This is a genomic window from Micromonospora sp. WMMD1102 (assembly GCF_029626265.1).
Classification (GTDB): domain Bacteria; phylum Actinomycetota; class Actinomycetes; order Mycobacteriales; family Micromonosporaceae; genus Plantactinospora.
In genome coordinates this window covers 7,999,248-8,017,342 of sequence record NZ_JARUBN010000001.1, presented here as the reverse complement: position 1 = coordinate 8,017,342, position 18,095 = coordinate 7,999,248, and the positions used below count along the sequence as shown (strand labels likewise).

The following is an 18,095-nucleotide window of genomic DNA, read 5'->3' as shown; positions in this document are numbered from 1 at the left end:
CCGGGCTGTCGGCCGCCCGGTGGGGACGTGAAAAGTGCCCGCTGGGGAAGGATCCGCTGCACTCGTCGCGGCTTGTTCCAAACAGGCACGCGCCGTACGCTCGCATCAGCCAGATACCAGAACTTAAGAGATGGGCCGAATTAGGACAAAGATGCCCACAAACCATCACCCTTCGCGGTGATTGCGAGACGCAGGGTCGATCAACACCCCACGACCGACCTGGTTTACCGGGCTTGACAGCAGTGCGGAGGCGGGGCGTCGCCGCACCCGGGGAGGATTCCGATGTTCGCCATGGAGCTGGTGGAGACGGCATGGCCGGCTGCCACGCACGCGCTCCACACCCTCGCGTCCGTCTCGGCGGCCGAGCCCGAGGGCAACATAGACACCGATGGAATCGTCGGCTTCTTCGCCACGAACATCGCGCCGATCCTGCTCGCCGTACTCGGCGTGATCTTCATCGGCCGGGCCAGCAAGGGCGAGGTCTCCAAGGTGCTGACCAGCTCGGCGATCGCGCTGCTCGGCCTGGCCTTCATCGCCGGGGCGGCGACGCTGTTCTTCGTCGGCGAGAACCTGATCAACCTGATCTTCGAATAGACCGCGGAGCACGAGATGCGGCTGCGCACCGACGACGACATCTATCGGGCCCGCCTGGTCTACCTGGGGCCGCCCGGCTACACACTGCCCATCCACCTGCCTTACACGCAGTACGGGCTGTTCATGTTGCTGGTGCCGCTGTTCATGTTCATTCACTGGCTCTTCACCTTCACCGTCGAGCTGATCCCCGCCTGGGAGATCGCGCTCGCGATCGTCACCACCTCCTTCGTCTTCCGGTACGTCGACCCCGATCGGCCCGCCCGGATGGTCATCCGGACGGCACTCACCGACTGGCGGCGCACCCGCGAACCGGCGACAGAGCAGCGCGACCCACGACTGGTCGCGACCCGTATCCGGATCCGGGAGCAGCTGACATGACCGACCGCAGCGAGGTGACGGCGTGACCGAGCGAGGCAGATTCCTCCGTCGCTCCATTCTGGAGCCCGTCGGGCTGGACGAGGCGGCGGCATGACCCGCCCCTCCCGGCCGGGCTCCGCGCACCCGGCAGGCCGCCCGGTCGACAACGCCGGTAACGGTACGCAGTCCTCCGGCTACCACCCGTCCGAGTCCACAGAGGAGAGCGAGTACGACGCCGCGCTGCTCAGCAACACCGGACACGGAGCGGTCGCGGTCTTCCAGGCGCCGCAGCCACCGGCCCGGAACCGTCCGCCCCGCCCCGCCACGCCCCCCGCACCCGCCGCACCGCCGGCCCCGGCCGAGCACCCGGACATCGACTCCCCCTTCCTCGACCTCTTCGGCGCCGGTCCGGTCCAGCCGGCCAACCCCGGCCCGACCCAGCCGGCCAGCCCCGCGACCCGGCCCACCGGGCGGCCACCCTCGCCGCATCCGCGCGGACGCTGGGGCGAGGACCCGGACGCCGCCGTCGGCCTGCCGGCCTGGGAGCCGGACCAGCTCCCGGCGGGCAACGCCGGCCAGCACGAGGCCGTGCCCGGCCAGCCGGCCGCCCGATACGCCCCGCCAGCCCCGCCGACCGCCCCGCCGACCCCGGTGACTCCGGCCGGCCCAGCCGGCCGGCCGGGGCAGGGCGGCACCGTCGACCCCCGCGGCGCCACCGACGCACGCCGGATCGAACCCGGGCACCCCGAACCCGCGCCGGTCGGCAGCAGCACCGGCTGGCCGGGCGAAGCGACGACCGCCGGAGCCGGGCCGGCGCCCCTGCCGGACGCACCGGCCGGCACCGACCCCGCCGAGGCGTACGCCGGACGGCCGGGCCCGGCCCCGCAGCAGCGCGGCGGCGAGCACTCCGATGCGTTGCCGATCGTCCGCGACCCCGCCGAGCCCCCGGCCCGGCGTGCCGGCAAGCGGCCCGAGCGGGAGCCCGGACCGGTGGCACCGAAGCAGCGCGGCAAGACGCCGAAGCCGACCCGTCCGCAGCCGCTGACCAAGCCCCAGCGGGTACGCGCACCCAAGCTCCGCTTCGGCGACCGGGATCCCGCCGTCGAGCTGGCCATCACCGAGATCGCCGGTCACCTCACCTTCACCCCGAACACCGTCACCGCCTGGTACTGGCTGCCGGAGGTGCGCTGGGCGTTCCGCCCGGACGCCGAGCGGGAGGCGCTGCTGGCGGCCATCTCCGAGCAGTACGCCGGACTCGCCGGCTTCCGGCTGCACCTGCGCCGGACCACCCGGCCGTTCCCGGCCGACGAGTGGGCCCGGACGATCGACACGCACACCCCGCACCCGCTGGCCCCGGTGGCCGGCGCGCCGAGCTGGTCGGACCACCTGGTCGCCGCCCAGCGGCACCTGCTCTCGGTCAACCACGCCGAGGGGCAGACCTATCTCGGCGTCACCTTCGCCCGCCGGTCGCTCGGCAACTCGTTCGCCGAGCGGATCCTCCGCAGCTTCGGCCGGGGCACCGCCGACGGGGAACGCCGCAAGCTGGGCCGGACCGTCGAGCAGTTCGACGAGGTGCTGGGCGCGTTCGGGATGCGCGGCCGGCAAGTCAGCTCGGACGAGCTGGAATGGTTGATGTTCCGCTCGGTGGCGCTCTGCATGGCCCCGCCCGGCCAGCTCTCGCCGGTCACCAACGGCCGGTGGGAACGCGGCGACCTGCTCGCGCTGACCGAGCAGGTGGAGCGCTACCGCACCCCGTACGGGTCGACGGTGAAGCTGGTCAACCGGATGACCGGCGAGGAGCGGCACGTCGCCGTGCTGGCCGTGGGCCGGATGGAGCCGCTGGAGATTCCGGAGCGGCACGAGCCGTGGCTGCACTTCCACGAGCGGCTGCCCTGGCCGATGGAACTTTCCACCCGGGTCGACATCCTGGGTCCCGGCGACTCGTTCCGCAACCTCGAACACCGGCTGCGGATGATCCGCTCCCAGCAGCTCGACTACGCCGAGCACGGCATCGACGCACCGCCGGAGCTGGAGCGGCTGGCCAAGCGGGCGCTGGTGATCGGCGACGAGATGACCACCGGGCTGCCGGTGGAGTCGGCCCGGGCACACGGCTGGCACCGGATCGCGGTCGGCGGGCGGACCAGGGAGGAGTGCCTGGAGCGGGCCCGGCGGCTTATCCAGCTCTACAGCCGCGAGCTGCGGGTCTCGCTGCAACACCCGAAGAACCAGGACTGGCTGGCCCGGGAGTTCATCCCCGGCGAGCCGATCGCGAACACCGGCTACCTGCGCCGGATGCCGGTGAACCTGCTCGCCGCCGCGTTGCCGCAGGCCGCCTCCACGGTCGGCGACCGGCGCGGCGACCTGATCGGGCGGACCGCCGGCACCTGCCGCCGGCCGGTCTTCCTCGACCTGCACTTCCCGATGGAGGTACGGGAGCGTTCCGGCCTGGCCGTCTTCGTCGCCGAGCCGGGCGGTGGCAAGTCGACCCTGCTCGGCGCGCTCGGCTATCTGGCCGCCCGGCGCGGGGTGCAGGTGACCCTGCTCGACCCGTCCGGCCCGCTGGCCCGGCTCTGCGCGATGCCGGAGCTGCGACCGTACTCACGCGTGCTGAACCTGACCGGTTCCGAGCACGGCACGCTGGCGCCGTACGCGCTGATCCCGACGCCGCTGCGCACCGAGTTCCCGGCCGGCAGCGCGGGTGACCGGGAGTTCCAGATCGCGGTCTCGAACGCCCGCGCCGAGCGGCGGATGCTGGTGCAGGACATCTGCATGATGCTGGTGCCGCCGCAGGTGGCCCGGGAGGCGTCCACCGCGACCCTGTTCCGGCACGCGGTCCGGCAGGTGCCGGCCGAGGAGACGTCCACCCTGGACGACGTGGTGGCCTGCCTGGCCGGGCTGGAGGACGAGGGCCGGGAGCTGGCCAACCTGCTGCTGGACACCGCCGAGATGCCGCTGGCGCTGCTCTTCTTCGGCCGTCCGCCGGAGGGGCTGCTCGGCGCCGACGCCACGCTCACCGTGATCACCATGGCCGGGCTGCGGCTGCCGGACCTGAAGATCGAGCGGGAGTACTGGTCGGCCGAGGAGGCGCTGGCGCTGCCAATGCTGCACACCGCGCACCGGCTGGCGGTACGCCGCTGCTACGGCGGGGCGATGTCGTCGCGGAAGCTGGTCGGCCTGGACGAGGCGCACTTCATGGAGGGCTGGCGCTCCGGCCGGTCGTTCCTGGTCCGGCTGGCCCGGGACTCCCGAAAGTGGAACCTCGCCGCGCTGGTCTCCTCGCAGAACCCCAAGGACATCCTCGGGCTCGACGTGCAGAACCTCGTCTCCACCGTCTTCGTCGGGCGGATCGCCGAGGACGTCGACATCGCATCCGAGGCGCTGCGGCTGCTCCGGGTGCCGGTCAACGACGGCTACGAGGCCACCCTCGCCTCGCTGTCCAGTGTGGACGCCGGCTCGGCGGACCGGCTCGGCTTCCGGGAGTTCGTGATGCGCGACGTCGACGGCCGGGTGCAGAAGGTACGCGTCGACGTCTCGTACGTCCCCGGCCTGCTCGACCACCTGGACACCACCCCGGTCACGGCGAAGGCCGCCGTTACCAACCTGCCCTCCCCCGTCGCGGACCTGGAGGCTTGACCATGAGGCTGGGAGCCCGCGTCGCCGCCCTGCTGCTCACGATCGGCGTGCTGGCGACCGCCACCCTGGTCTGGCCGGTGCTCGGCGCCGCCACGCCCGCCTCCGCCGCACCGGTGCCGACCCGGGCCAAGGTCGCGCTCTGCACCACCGCCGAGTGGGAGGCGAACTTCCGGGACTGCGTCCAGCGCCTCGAAAACGTCGGCCAGAACATCCGGGACTGCGTCAAGGCGCCCACGCCGAGCGCCCCGGACCAGGGGTTCGGCGGCTACTTCTCCCCCACCCGCCCGGAGGCGAGCAACAAGCCGGGTGTGAAGGGGATGTACACCGAGTACGGCAACGCCGGCTACAGCTACGAGACCTACGACGACTCCGGCGGTTGCGCCTCGGACGTGATCGACCCCGGCAGCAAGGTCTTCAACAAGATCGCGGACGGCGAGATCCGGATCGCCGCCGGGATCATCGGCGCCTCGAACGCGCTGCGCGAGCGGGCCTGGGAACCGAGCAGCATGTGGGACTGGGCCGACCCGCTGGTCGAGCAGGCCACCAAGGCCGTCTACGAGCGGGTGTTCAGCGTCTTCGGCATCATCACCCTCTGCGTCGTCGGCCTCTATCTGCTCTGGCGCTCCCGGCAGTCCGACATGAGCAACGCGATGACCACCGCCGGCTGGGCGGTGCTGGTGATGGTCGCGGTGACCGCGATCGCCGCCTGGCCGGTACGCTCCGCGAACGTCGCCGACGACACCCTGGTCACCACCCTGAACGTGGTGCACGACGCGGTCGGCCCCCGGGACCGGAGCCTCCCGGCCGACCGGTGCGGCTCGCTGAACCCGGCCGGCTGCAAGGACAACCGCCCGCCGGCACTGCGGGCCGCCGACACCGCCACCGAGTCGATGCTCTACCGGAACTGGCTGCGCGGCGCGCTCGGCTCCTCGGACAGCGAGACGGCCCGCAAGTACGGCCGGGCGCTCTACGACGCCAAGGCGTTCACCTGGGAGGAGGCGGCCCGGATCGCCGCCAACCCGGGCACCCGGGCGAGCGCCGTGGAGGCCAAGCAGGAACAGTGGATGAAGGTCGCCGCGGAGGTCCAGAAGGAGGACCCGGAGGCGTACGAGTATCTGCGCGGCGCCCGGGACTCGGACCGGATCGGCGCCGGGCTGATCGCCATCCTGGCCGCGATCCTCTTCGCGATGTTCGACCTGACCGCGTCCCTGCTGGTGCTGCTCGGCTTCCTGCTGTTCCGGTGGGCGGTGATCGCCGCACCGGTGCTCGGCACCATCGGGCTGCTCCGCCCGGCCAGTGCCGGGCTGCGCCGGCTCGGCAACGCCGTGGTCGCCGCCGTGTTCAACATCGCCATCTTCGGCACCGGCGCGGCGATCTACCTCTTCGCCGTCGACCTGGTGATGAGCACCTCGACGATCCCCGGCTGGCTCCAGGTGGTGCTGGTCTGGCTCTGCGGGGTGGTGGGCTGGCTGCTGCTGCGGCCGTACCGCCGGATCACCCAGCTCGGCGGCGGCCGGGACAGCAGTCAGGTGATCGCCTCGCCCGGCTCGTGGCACCGGCGCTTCTTCCGGGACATGCGGGCCGCCTCCCGGCTCGACGACGACCCGGATCACCGCGCCGACATCCGGATCAAGAACCGCAGCGTCGTGATCCAGCAGACGAACGTACGCCCGGAGGCCCGGCACGAGGACCCGCTGCAGAGCGGGGGCGACAGCCGCCCGGAGAGCGGCGCCGACCGGCGTACCGACCCGGCCGAGGCCCCGGCGGCGGACGCCCCGGCCGGCGGCTCCGGCTCCCGGCCCACCGGTCGGCCGTCCCGGCGCCGGCCGGCGGAGTGGACCGAGCCCGACGTACCCGTGGAGAACCCCTCCTACGTGATCTACCGGCCCGACTCCGCACCCGCCCCCGCACCCGCGCCGTCCCCCCGGATCCGCTCCGAGGCCAGGTGATCCGATGCGGCGGGCGATCGAGTTCCTCTTCACCCGGCTCCTCCGGTCCCGGCTCGGGATCGCGGTCGTCATCGCCGTGCTGGTGGTCGGGATCGTCGGCGCCGCCCGGCTGGTCGCCGGGCCCGGCGACGACAGTCCCGGACTGATCGGCGGCACCCCCGGCCCGATCGAGGTCACCGACCCGGCGGCCGGCGACGACGGGCTGACGGTGACCACCGAGCCGTCGCCCCGGACCAGCCCCGGGGCGCCCGAGCCGGCGCAGGTGGCCCGGACGTTCGCCACCGCCTGGCTCGACCACCGGGACACCACCGCCGAGGAGTGGCACACCGGGCTGCGACCGCTCGCCACCGAGAACCTGACCGAGCAGTTGACCGGCGTCGACCCGGCCACCGTGCCGGCCGACCGGATCACCGGCGAGCTGGTCGTCGTACCCCAGAACGACAGCCTGGTCGAGGTGGTCGTACCGGTGGACTCCGGCGAGCTGCGGCTCGGCCTGGTGGCGTCGTCGGGGCGTTGGCGGGTGGACACGGTGGACTGGCAACGGCGCTGAGCGGGCGCGGGGAGGTGGGGACGGGATGACCGACGGCGGTCCGGTCCGACGGCCGGTACGCCGGGTGGCGCTGGCGATGGCGCTGACCGGGGTACTCGCGCTGCTCTGCTGTGTCGGTGGCACCGGCGCGTTCGTGGTGACCATGTTCGCCGCCGAGGAGGAGAACATGGCGGCGGCCACCTTCGGCTGCGGCGACACCGAACCGATCAAGATCGACGGCGAGTTGCCGCTGGTCGGGCCGTACAAGACGAGCCAGATGCGGAACGCGGCGATCATCATCAAGGTCGGCCGGGAGATGGGACTGCCACCCCGGGCCTGGGTGATCGCGGTCGCCACCGCGATGCAGGAGTCCGCGCTGAACAACCACGGTCACCTCGGCGACCGCAACGACCACGACTCGCTCGGGCTCTTCCAGCAGCGTCCCAGCACCGGCTGGGGCACCCCAGAGCAGATCCGCAACCCGGAGTACGCGGCCCGGAAGTTCTACGAAAAATTGAAGACCATCAAGAACTGGCAGCAGCGCTCGCTGACCCGGGCCGCCCAGGCGGTGCAGATCAGCGCCTTCCCGGACGCGTACGCCAAGCACGAACCGCTGGCCACCGAGATCGTGAACGCGCTTACCGGCGGGGCCGCCCGGGCCGCCGGCACCGACCTCGGGCTCGGCTGCGCCGACGGGGCGGACATCGCCGCCTCCGGCTGGACCGCGCCGATCCCCGGTGCCGTGGGCTCCGGCTTCCGGACCGCCAGCCGGCCCTCGCACCAGGGGGTCGACATCGGGGCGGCGAAGTACACCACGAAGATCCGGGCGGCGGCGGCCGGCCGGGTGCTGGTGTCCCGCTGCGACCCGGACCGGCGGGGCCGGCTGAGCTGCGACGTGGACGGCTTTCCCGGCAAGGGCGGCTGCGGCTGGTTCGTCGACATCCTGCACGCCGGCAGTGTGATCACCCGGTACTGCCACCTGGTCCAGAGACCGTTGGTCTCGAAGAACGACATGGTGGAGGCCGGGCAGGTGATCGGGCGGGTCGGGTCGAGCGGCAACTCGTCGGGGCCGCACCTGCACTTCGAGGTGCACCTGCGCGGTGACCGGAGCAAGCACGGCGCCACCGACCCGGTACCGTTCATGCGGGACCGGGGCGCACCGCTCACCGGAAATGAGCGGTGATGCATCAGATGCAACGTGCGACGACTGCAAGCGTCCTAGATTGCGGTGACGCTTGGGGGCCGGCCGAGGCGTCAGATGTTGGCGGCGGCGGCCGTGCTGGACGCGATGGCAAGCGGAAGAAGCACTAACCAGCTTTGAACGCCACAGCCGCGGCGCCTCGGCGAGGAGGAGTTTCGGCTTCCGCTCATGCCGAAGTGAGTGCATCCGATCACGCCGAATTAGGGAACTGGAAGTCCCCTTGGCATCATGCATCGTGAACGCACGTGTAGAACAGGTTGAGGTGGCATGGTGGTGGAAGCGCTCACAGCGGCTCGCTCGCTCCTGCGTCCCTTGGAGCGCAAGGACATTCCGGCACTCGCCCAACTCACCCGGGCCAACCGAGAATTCCTGGCGCCGGCGAGTCCGCTGCGCCCGGAGGAGCACTTCACAGACGAGGGACAGGAGCACGCCGCCCTCGCGAGCCTCCAAGCGGCGGAGAACGGCACCGCGCTGCCGATGGTCATAGTCGACAGGACCGGAGATCTCGTCGGCACGCTGAACATCAGCAGCATCATTCGAGGGGCGTTCCAGTCCGCGAGCATCGGCTACTGGATCTCTCAGGACCGCAATGGTCAGGGATTTGCCTCCGCAGCGGTGGCTGCCGCCAAGCGGACCGCCTCTGACCAACTTGGCCTGCATCGACTCCAGGCGGAAACCCTGGTTGACAACGAAGCGTCCCAGCGGGTTCTGATCAAGAACGGCTTCGTACAATACGGCCGAGCACCGGAGTACCTCAAGATCGCCGGCCGATGGCAGGACCACCTGCTGTTCCAGGTCACCTTTCCCGACGCCGAGCAGTAACCCTGAGGAGCGCTCGGCCAACCTCCGATCTGCCGCTGATCGTGCGCGCCCGCGCCGGAGCATCCGTCACCCTCGGTAGCCTTCAATGCTGGTACGCCCAAATGGGAGAACGTCCGGTCGTGCCGAGAACAGTGCGAATGATCATTCTCTGTAGAGGCGTTGCACGCAGCGTAGCTGCTCATAATCAGCATTGACCTCAGTAATGAAGCATCAATCGAGACCGACCAGAAGAGCGGCCGCAGCGATTGCGACCGCGAGTAGACCGCCGGCCGCGCCACCGCCGACCAGGACGGCATGCGCCAACCTGCGCTGGTCTAGCCAGGCCAGTGCGCCGGCTACGGTACCCAAGAAGGCGGCAGTGATGATGAAAATTGCGATCCAGATTAGCGTCAACGGCGATGTCATGTTGCCCTCCTCCAGGCTCGTCGCTGCGAGGATCAAATCGCAGATCCCAGCGGTGGCGCCAGCGCAAAGGCCTGGAAAGGTGCGGAACGGGACAACAAAAAACTGTCGGTGGACGCTCCGGGACAGCTAGGGACAGTGCAGGACGACGTTGAGAGTTCGGCGGGTGTTGGATAACCTCGCCTGGTGGAGATGACCGATGAACTCCGTGCTGCTCTCAATGCCGTTTCCGACAAAGAAGACTTCGCGAAGTGCCTGACCCGATTGTGGATCATGGCGGATCGACCGTCTTATCGCTCTCTGAGCGCGTTGGCGTTGCGCAACGGCCAGTCGCTGTCCAAGACCATGATCGGTCAGGTCCTCGGCGGTCACGTCCTTCCTCGAAAGAACTTCTTGACAACGTTCCTGACATGTTGCGGAGTCGGGCTCGATGAGTACCTTGAATGGGAGCGAGCTTGGACGCGGCTGGCCCCGATCTATTACGCGCGACGAGCCAGCTCGCCGCAACCGGCCCTCGACCGCCGGTCGCGCCCGCCGGTCGAGCGGCCTTCCGCAGCGGCTGACGAGCAGCATCATCCGGTTATCCAGTTGATCGATCATTTGCGGCGGGAACTGGCACAGATGAGCGCTAAACTCGCCGAGGTCCAATGGAACCTGGATCGGATTGATCCAAGGCAGCAAACATGGAGCGGGCAGTTACCTGTCCCGGAAACGCTCGAATTTGCCGACCTGATAGCGGGCGAGTGGTGGAAGGAATCGTCGGCGACCGGGCTGGTCGCAACCGTCGGTCTCGATCCGCTCCGGGCGTCAGTCAAAATCGAACTGGGCGATCGACCACCGCACGGCCTGATCGTCGGCCCGAGCGGCTCCGGGAAGACAAACTTCATCTTCGCCTTGCTGGCCGGGGTGTGTACGCGTTACTCGCCGGACGAACTCGAAATCTACCTGCTAGATTTCAAGGAGGGTGTCTCTTTCAACTGGTTCGCGCCTGACGTGCATCGTGAGCCGTGGATCCCTCATGTCCGGCTGGTCGGCGTCAACATAAACTCCGACCCGGAGTTCGGTCTCGCCTTGCTTCAGCATCTGTCGTGGGAGTTGCGGCGACGAGCAGCGGCAGCGCGGCGGCACCACTCAACCACTATCGAAGAATTGCGTCGACGGGATCGAGATGGCCACTGGCCACGGACGCTCGCCGTGGTGGACGAATTTCAGTGGATGCTGGCTGGGCGGCACAGCGTTGCCACGGAATGCGCCAAACTCCTCGAGGATCTAGCCCGGCGTGGACGTGCCATGGGTATTCACCTCATCCTCGCCAGTCAGGAGGTCACGGGCGTCGAGGTACTTTGGGGCCGGCCGGGCCTCGTGGCCCAATTTGGCCTACGGGTGGCGTTGCCCCGAGCACGTCGAGTGCTCGCCGAGAGGAACGGCGCAGCCGACGAAATTCCGCTGAACCACGCCGTGGTCAATCCCGATTCTGGCAGTCGCGACGCCAACCGGATCGTCCGGGTGCCGCTCGCGGACAATCCAGACGACTGGGCCGAATTGCGTCGCCGTCTCTGGGAGATGCGGTCTCCGGAAAGCGAACCACCAGTAATCTTCGATGGAGACGTTGCGCCGAAGCTCGGTAACGTCCCCACCTTAGGTCTGCTCCAGCCGGGATCGCGGGTTGCCCCAGTAGCCGCTGTCGGCCACGCGATCGACGTGCTAGACCGCCCCGCCTTCGTTCGTTTCGAACGGCGGGCGGGCCGCAACCTCGCCCTCGTTGGCAACCGTGACGACCTGGCGCACGCAGTAATCTGCGCGGCGGTCACGACGCTGGCGCGGCAGTTTGCCCCCGGAGAAGCAAGGTTCACCCTGGTCGGCCTGGACGACGCTGCGCACCATGACGCCATGCGGCTCCGGCGAGACGCCGGCCGGCGGGATTTCGACGTGTACGGTCAACGTGACCTTGGCGGCGTCCTGAATCTTGCCTTCGGCGATCCGCTGCCCCACTTCCTCGTGCTATTTCCGTTAGACACGCTTGCGGACAGCGGAAGCCCGGCGTCCGAGGAAGAGCGAGCCGTGTCGAACAACCTTCTCCAAATCCTCGACCGAGGCCCACTCCGGGGAATTCACGTGATCGGTTGGTGGCGGCGAGCAAGCCATTATCGTAGGCTATTTCGCATGGCCAGCCAGTCCGAATTGATCACCGCGACGGTGCTGGTCGGCGCAACCGTGTCCGATCTACCTTTGACTCCGAATAAGGTATTTATAGAGCCGGATCCTCCGCGACGGAACCGCGTTCTGCTCATCGACCTTGAGCACAACCCGCCATACCAGACGGTCGTGCCTTACGCGGTCTGATGAACGACGCGGCCGTTCTGCATACGGACACCCACATTAACAGAGAAGCTGTCAGTCGTTCGTGGATTCACGGATAAGGTCTCCGTCCGAGCCTCCCGATTTACCAAGCCGACAATCCCGCGCAGCCAGCCAGTTGCTCTCGGCCTGACGAGCGCGATCCGGGCACGGCTCGTTACGCTGGCACGATGACCGTGGCCGATGAGATCGTCCGTAGCCGGTACGTCAGTCTGACGAGCTGGGGGGGTTGCGGGAACGGATCGCCGCTGACGGGCCGAGGCTGCCCCTGGCCGGCCCGGTACTCGATGAGGAAGCCGCGAAGCGGGCCGCGCGGAAGGCGGTCGCGGATCTGGTCGACGATCAGGCGGCCCGCTGCGGGTCTTACGCGTCGACGCCTTCACGTACACGGCCCAGACCGTACACCGACTAGGGCTCGACCGATAGATCCACAGCTAGACGAAGATATCCACAGGCAAACGTGTCACTAGAGGTTTTCCCGGTTTCCGCCAGGCCGCAACCCGCTGACCTGCAGGTTCAATCCCGCGAGCCGACTATATCGACGCGAAGCTGCGGAACGCAGGCCAGGATCCCGGCCAGACCGTCACCATGTACCGGCTCGATGGCAACCACTACCAGGCGGCGGCGAAGATGCCGCTCGCCTGGGTGCTCGACACCGCCCCAAGAGAGCACGGCCTGGACTGATCCGGTCGGCTACCGTCACGCACTGTGTTGCCGTCGAAGCGAGAGCCTGGAGAATGGCGGTGTCAGGCGCCGAGCGCGTTCCGTCGAGCAGCCACAGGTAGGTCGAGCGATCCGTGAGCCACGATCCCCTTCCCGATCCGTTCGCCGGCCAGCCCGACTGGGCTCCCGTGCCGCCCCGGCCGGTCGTGATCGCCGCCGCTGCCGGCCGGACGGACCTGCGGGGCCGCCGGGTACTGGTCGGGCTCCCCGGGCTCGGCTGGCGGGGCGACCTGCGCGCGGACGAGCGGGTGGTACAGGGCAGCCGGACGTACGTGCCGGTGCTGGCCGAGCACGAGTGGTACCGGGCCGAGGCGGAGCAGATCGAGGTCTTCGCCCCGCTGGTGCCGGCGGACCGGGTCTGGGTGGAGACCCTCGGCGAGCCCTCGGTCTGGGACGCCACCACCCCGCCGATCCCCCGCCCCGCCCGGCCGGACGTGATCTCCCGGCTGGTGTCGCTGGACGCGCCGACGCACCGGGCTCCGGTGCCGGTGGTCGAGGCGGACGCCGTCGCCGGCCGCCGGGTGGTGCAGGTCTCCGACTCCGTCGAGCGGCGCGACCTGCGGGCGGTCACCGAGGTCTACACCAGCGACGACGGGGACATCTGCGTACGCGTCACTGCCGAACTCGACTGGTACCGCTGGGCGTGGAGCGGCCGTCCGCCGACCACGCTGGAGGTGCCGGTGCACCTGCTCTGGATCGAGTGACCGGGCGTCCCGGGCCGAAGGACCGGGTGCGCGGCCGGTGTGCGCTCAACTCACCGGGTCGGCCGTGCAGACCCGCCAGCCGTCGTCCTGCACGACGCCGAAGCGCCACCGCTGGTGTTCGGTCTGGGAGAGGTTGTCCACCAGGTACGAGATGACCAGCTGGACCGAGACGTCGGCCCGCTCGCCCTGGACCCGCATGTCCAGCGGCCCCCACTTGACGACGAAGGTGATCTGGAACTGCTTCTCCCGGGCCGTCAGGTCGGCGCGGAGCTGCCGCAGCGGGGCGAGCCCGGCGGCGTCGGCGCACTCGAACTCCCCGGCCAGTACGTCGTTCTCGTCGACCAGGAAGGCCCGCAGGTAGTTGTCCACAAGCACGTCCGGGGCGCTCCGGTCGGGTGCGGTGAACCTGTCGTAGGCGACGTACGCGATGGCGGCGCCGGCCAGGCAGACCAGCGCCAGTGCGCCGCCGACCACCGCCAGCACCAGGCCCAGCCGCCGGCGGCGTGGTGCCGGTGCGGGTGCGACCGGCGGAGTCTCGGCGTGCTCGGGCGGGGTCCGCTGGGTGGGTACCCGGGACACCTGGGAATCGGTCGGAGGGTGCACTGATTCCACCCCTTGAGGCTAGCCGCTGGCGTCTGCGTACCCAACGGGCGCGAATTCCAGATTGGTAACCAAAAGGGAGCAACCGGTTACCATCCGCTGTGCCGACTATCTGTGCCACGACCGTCCACGCAGGTCCGCGAAGATACCGCCGAGCTGGGATACCGTCTCAGACCAGGACGAGGGAGTTGGTGCGGTGGACACCTGGAGGGGACCGTCGGGGCACGCCGCCACGCTGCGCTGGCGGGCCGCCGCCGGCACGGCGGCCGTACTGCACCGCCGGGCCGCCGCCACCACGGCCGCCGCGGCCACCGCCCTGGAAGCGATCCGGCCGGCCCCGGCGGACCAGCGGGAGCAGCACGAGCTCGCCGAACGGCTGCGCGCGGCGGCCAGCCAGCTCGCCCCGGGCTGGCTCGGCGCACCGCTGGACGCCCAGTCCGAGGACGCCCCGCTCGGCGGCCCCGCCCAGCCGGCCTTCGTGCGGATCGGCACCGCGCAACCGCTGGACGATGCCCGGTTCCCGGTGGTGGTGCCACTGCTCGGCACCGGCCACCTCACCGTCGACGCGGACAGCCGGGACCCCCGGGTGGCCGGGATGCTGCGCTGCGTGCTCCTGCGGCTGCTCGCCGCCGCCCCGGCCGGCTCACTGCTGGTGCGGGCCGTCGACGCCACCGACTCGGGACAGCTCTTCGCGCCGTTCGCCCCGCTCGCCGACGCCGGCCTGATGCCGCCGCCGGTCACCGACCGCACCGGCCTGCGGGCCCTACTGGCCGAGGCCGAGCAGTGGGTACGCCCCAGCCGGCCGAGCACCGCCCGCCACCACCGGCACGACCGGACCCTGCTGCTGGTGGTCGGCTCGCTTCCGGAGCTGACCGAGGCTGCCGACCTGGCCCGGATCGGCGCACTGGCCCGGGAGGGTCCCGAGGCCGGGCTGCACCTGGTCGTCGCCGGCTGGCCACCGCCACCGCTGACCGCCGAGACCAGCCAGGCACCCCTGGCCCGCTCCACCATGATCGCGATGCGCAACCCGTACGCCCTGGTCGGCGATCCGCCCGGCGCCTCGTTCGGTGCCCCGGTGCCGCACCTGCCGGGCAGCGGACTGAACGCACCGGTCTTCCTCGACGACTGCCCGCCGGTGCCGCTGCTGGACCGGGTCTGCCGGGACCTCGCCGCAAGGTTCCACGCCGACTACCGGCGTACCCTCGACGACCTGCTGCCGGAGCCGGCGGACGGGTTCTGGACCGAGTCGGCGGCCGACGGGCTGAGCACTCCGGTCGGGCACGACGGTGACCGGACCGTGCAGCTCGGCTTCGACGAACGCACCCCGCACTGGCTGGTCGGCGGCCGGGGCGGTGCCGGCAAGAGCACCTTCCTGGTCAACGTCCTCTACGGGCTCTGCACCCGCTACCGACCCGACGAGCTGGCGCTCTATCTGGTCGACTTCGCCGACGGGACGGCGTTCACCGAGTTCGTGCCGGCGGACGGGGTGGCCGGCGCCGCGCCGGGTGGGCCGTGGTTGCCGCACGTCCGGGCCGTCGGGATGCAGGCCGACCGGGAGTACGGCCTCGCGCTGCTCCGGGAACTCGATGCCGAACTTGACCGCCGGGACACGGCCGGCACGGTCTCGCCCCGGATCGTCTGCGTGCTCGACGAGTATCCGCTGCTGCTGGCCGAGGAGGACGCGGTCGGTACCGAGGCACTGGCCCGGCTGGAGTCGGTGGCCCGGCGGGGGCGGTCGGCCGGCGTACACCTGATCCTGAGCGGGCGTCCGGCACCGGCCCTGGCCCCACTGCGCGCCCGCCGGGACTCGTTTCTAGGGCAGTTCCCGGTCCGGGTTGCGCTGCCTGGCGGCACCGACGTGCTGGAGCCGGCGAACGACTCGGCCGCCGGCCTGCCGCTGGGTACGGCGGTGGTGAACACCGCCGGTGGGCTGGGCGGGCCGCGTGGCGCGACCCGGGGGCACGAGCGGACGCTCCGGTTTCCTGATCCGCACACCGACCCGGGCGCGCTCAGCGGCCTGCGGCACCGGCTCTGGGCGGACCGGCCCGCCGGTACCCCCGCCCCGGCCGTCTTCACTGGCTATCTGCTTCCGCCTCCACCGCCACCCCCGGCACCAGCCTCCGGTCCACCTGCGGCCGACAGCCCGATACCAGCCGTCGGCGTGCCGGTCGGGCTGCTGGTCGACGTGTCACCGCGCCCGGCGGCGCTGCGGCTCGACCGGGCGCCGGGGCGGCACCTGGCGATCCTCGGGCCGGACCCGGCCGGGGCCGCGATCCTGACCGGCGCGGCACGCGGACTTGCGGCCGCCCATCCCGCCGGCAGCGTCGAATTCGTGATCACCGCCTCGGACCCGGGGAACAAGGCGGCCGAGGCGCTCGCCGCCGAGCTGTCCCGGCAGCATCCGGTGCGGCGGTCGGACGCCGCCGGGCTGGCCGGCGTGCTGGACCTGGTCGGCGGCCCCGGCTACCTGGTGGCGTTCGGCATGGACGAACTGGTGGCGGCCGCCGAACTGCCGGCGGGACTGTTCCGGGCGCTGCTACGCGACGGGCCGGAACGTGGCGTACACCTGCTCGGCTGGTGGCGGGCGCTGGACCGGTTCGCCGAGCTGATCGCCAAGCCCTCCGGGCCGGCCGAGGAGCGCGGACGGGCGGAAGAGTCGGTCCCCACCGAGCCGGTGCCCACCGACGAGCCGGCACCCACCGACGAGCCGGCACCCACCGACGAGCCGGTGCCCACCGACGAGCCGGTGCTCGACGGGTTGCTCTTCCTCGACGTACCCGAGCCGGAGGTGGTGCGGCTGCTGGGCCGGCCGGTACGGTGGCGACCCCGCCCGGCGCGGGCACTGCTCTACGACCGCCGCACCGACCTGGCCGCCCTGGTCGTCCCGTACGCCCCAGCGGACCGGGAGGGTGCGGCATGAGCGGAGACGCCTGGCAGGACTACCTCGCGGCCGCGCAACGGCTGGACGCGGTACGCCGGTCCGCGGCCACCACCGCCGCCGACCAGGAGCGGGGCGTGCGGAGCGCTCAGGAGGAGCTGGCCGGGATGCGGGCCCGGCTGGTACCCCAGCAGTCCCGGCTGCGTGCGTTGGGTGTGGTCGAGTCCGACCTGGTGCCGTCGCAGCCGGAGGTGGCGGCGGCCGGGGCGGCGATGGCCGGCGGTCCGCAGGCGGTGCTGGCGGCGCTCCGGGATGCCCGGGCGACGGCGGACGCGGCGGACGCCGTAACCCGGCTTCCCGGTGCCGGGCCGCTGCCCTGGACCCGGGTACTGCTCTACGTCACGCTCGCGGCGGCGGTGCTCGGCCTGCTGACGGTACTCTGCCTCGGCGGCGTCTACCTGATCTCCTCGCGAGGCTAGCGGCCCCGCAATCCAGGCCGCCCGCCATCCAGGCCGCCCGCATCCGGAACGGGCCGGGCCGGTTGACACCGGTCGCCGGGTGGAGCGTCCAGATGGCGCGGGCCGCGCCGGCAGACCGCCGCTGGCCGCCGGGAGACCGGTCAGATGGGGCGGTTGGCGCCCAGGATCAGCGCCATCGCCTCGGCGCGGGACTTGGCGTCCCGTTGCAGCGCACCGCGTACCGCCGAGGTGACGGTCTTGGCGCCGGACTTCTGGATGCCGCGCATCGCCATGCACATGTGCTCGCACTCCAGCACCACGAGCACGCCGCGCGGCTCCAGCTTGCTCATCAAGAGGTCGGCGATCTGCGAGGTCAGCCGCTCCTGCACCTGTGGCCGGCGGGCGTAGACCTCGACCAGCCGGGCCAGCTTGGAGAGGCCGGTGATCCGGCCGTTCTCGCCCGGGATGTAGCTGATGTGCGCCGAGCCCCGGAACGGCAGCAGGTGGTGCTCGCAGAGGCTCATCACGTCGATGTCCCGGACCAGCACGAGTTCCTGGTGGTTGGCCTCGAAGGTGGTGCTGAGCACCTGGGCCGGATCGACGCGCAGTCCGGCGAAGAGTTCGGCGTACGCCCGGGCCACCCGGGCCGGGGTCCGGACCAGGCCGTCCCGGTCCGGGTCCTCGCCGACGGCGATCAGGATCTCCCGGACCGCCTTCTCAATCCGGGCCAGGTCGACGGCGTCCTCGACCGGTCCGCCGCCGAGCTTGCCGTTGACCAGCCGGGCCGCCAGGTAGTCCAGCTCCTCGTCCCCGTCCGGCTCGGTGGCCGACCCGGTCAGGCCAGCCGATCCGGTCAGGCCACCCGATCCGGTCGGGTCGCCGGACGC

At 71.0% G+C, this 18,095-nt stretch carries 14 protein-coding genes; 11 read left to right on the top strand and 3 right to left on the bottom strand.

The genetic code is table 11. From position 1 onward, the window contains the following. Positions 1 to 282 precede the first annotated feature (282 nt). The 7 genes from O7626_RS36415 (at position 283) to O7626_RS36385 (ending at position 9,085) form a co-directional block, all read left to right on the top strand. Positions 283 to 594 carry a hypothetical protein gene (locus O7626_RS36415; protein ID WP_278065480.1) on the top strand — a complete coding sequence of 104 codons (312 nt, stop codon included), beginning with the start codon at positions 283 to 285 and terminating at the stop codon, positions 592 to 594. A gap of 15 nt (positions 595 to 609) precedes the next feature. Next, positions 610 to 972, top strand: coding sequence for a hypothetical protein (locus O7626_RS36410; protein WP_278065479.1), 363 nt, complete (start codon positions 610 to 612; stop codon positions 970 to 972). A 90-nt stretch (positions 973 to 1,062) separates the two neighbouring features. Next, positions 1,063 to 4,584 (top strand): ATP-binding protein, encoded by a 3,522-nt coding sequence (locus tag O7626_RS36405; protein WP_278065478.1) that lies wholly within the window; start codon positions 1,063 to 1,065, stop codon positions 4,582 to 4,584. 2 nt (positions 4,585 to 4,586) lie between these two features. After that, positions 4,587 to 6,533 (top strand): MFS transporter, encoded by a 1,947-nt coding sequence (locus tag O7626_RS36400; RefSeq protein WP_278065477.1) that lies wholly within the window; start codon positions 4,587 to 4,589, stop codon positions 6,531 to 6,533. A gap of 4 nt (positions 6,534 to 6,537) precedes the next feature. Continuing rightward, a complete protein-coding gene (locus tag O7626_RS36395) occupies positions 6,538 to 7,083 on the top strand; it encodes a hypothetical protein (RefSeq protein ID WP_278065476.1) in 546 nt (181 codons plus the stop codon). 25 nt (positions 7,084 to 7,108) lie between these two features. Further along, positions 7,109 to 8,245, top strand: coding sequence for a M23 family metallopeptidase (locus O7626_RS36390; RefSeq protein WP_278065475.1), 1,137 nt, complete (start codon positions 7,109 to 7,111; stop codon positions 8,243 to 8,245). Between the two features lie 285 nt (positions 8,246 to 8,530). Further along, on the top strand, positions 8,531 to 9,085 hold the full coding sequence (locus O7626_RS36385; protein ID WP_278063758.1) for a GNAT family protein: 555 nt from the start codon (positions 8,531 to 8,533) through the stop codon (positions 9,083 to 9,085). Positions 9,086 to 9,295: 210 nt separating this feature from the next. Here O7626_RS36385 and O7626_RS36380 read toward each other — a convergent pair whose 3' ends face one another. Beyond that, positions 9,296 to 9,490, bottom strand: a complete 195-nt coding sequence (locus O7626_RS36380; protein WP_278065474.1) for a hypothetical protein — start codon at positions 9,488 to 9,490, stop codon at positions 9,296 to 9,298. A 189-nt stretch (positions 9,491 to 9,679) separates the two neighbouring features. Here O7626_RS36380 and O7626_RS36375 point away from each other — a divergent pair, with 189 nt between their 5' ends. Continuing rightward, a complete protein-coding gene (locus tag O7626_RS36375) occupies positions 9,680 to 11,830 on the top strand; it encodes an FtsK/SpoIIIE domain-containing protein (RefSeq protein WP_278066481.1) in 2,151 nt (716 codons plus the stop codon). 812 nt (positions 11,831 to 12,642) lie between these two features. Continuing rightward, positions 12,643 to 13,272 carry a hypothetical protein gene (locus tag O7626_RS36370; RefSeq protein WP_278065473.1) on the top strand — a complete coding sequence of 210 codons (630 nt, stop codon included), beginning with the start codon at positions 12,643 to 12,645 and terminating at the stop codon, positions 13,270 to 13,272. A 45-nt stretch (positions 13,273 to 13,317) separates the two neighbouring features. Here the strand turns inward: O7626_RS36370 and O7626_RS36365 are convergent, their stop codons facing one another. Beyond that, positions 13,318 to 13,875 carry a hypothetical protein gene (locus O7626_RS36365; protein ID WP_278066480.1) on the bottom strand — a complete coding sequence of 186 codons (558 nt, stop codon included), beginning with the start codon at positions 13,873 to 13,875 and terminating at the stop codon, positions 13,318 to 13,320. A 193-nt stretch (positions 13,876 to 14,068) separates the two neighbouring features. On the opposite strand from O7626_RS36365, the gene O7626_RS36360 reads away from it, so the two are divergent. Both O7626_RS36360 and O7626_RS36355 read left to right on the top strand, forming a co-directional pair. Further along, a complete protein-coding gene (locus O7626_RS36360) occupies positions 14,069 to 16,792 on the top strand; it encodes an FtsK/SpoIIIE domain-containing protein (protein WP_278065472.1) in 2,724 nt (907 codons plus the stop codon). Continuing rightward, on the top strand, positions 16,789 to 17,229 hold the full coding sequence (locus O7626_RS36355; RefSeq protein WP_278065471.1) for a hypothetical protein: 441 nt from the start codon (positions 16,789 to 16,791) through the stop codon (positions 17,227 to 17,229). The genes O7626_RS36360 and O7626_RS36355 overlap by 4 nt, the downstream gene beginning before the upstream one ends. Before the next feature lie 140 nt (positions 17,230 to 17,369). On the opposite strand, the gene folE is transcribed toward O7626_RS36355, so the two are convergent. After that, entirely contained in the window at positions 17,370 to 18,047 is a 678-nt protein-coding gene (gene folE / locus O7626_RS36350; protein ID WP_278066479.1) for a GTP cyclohydrolase I FolE, read from the bottom strand. Positions 18,048 to 18,095 lie beyond the last annotated feature (48 nt).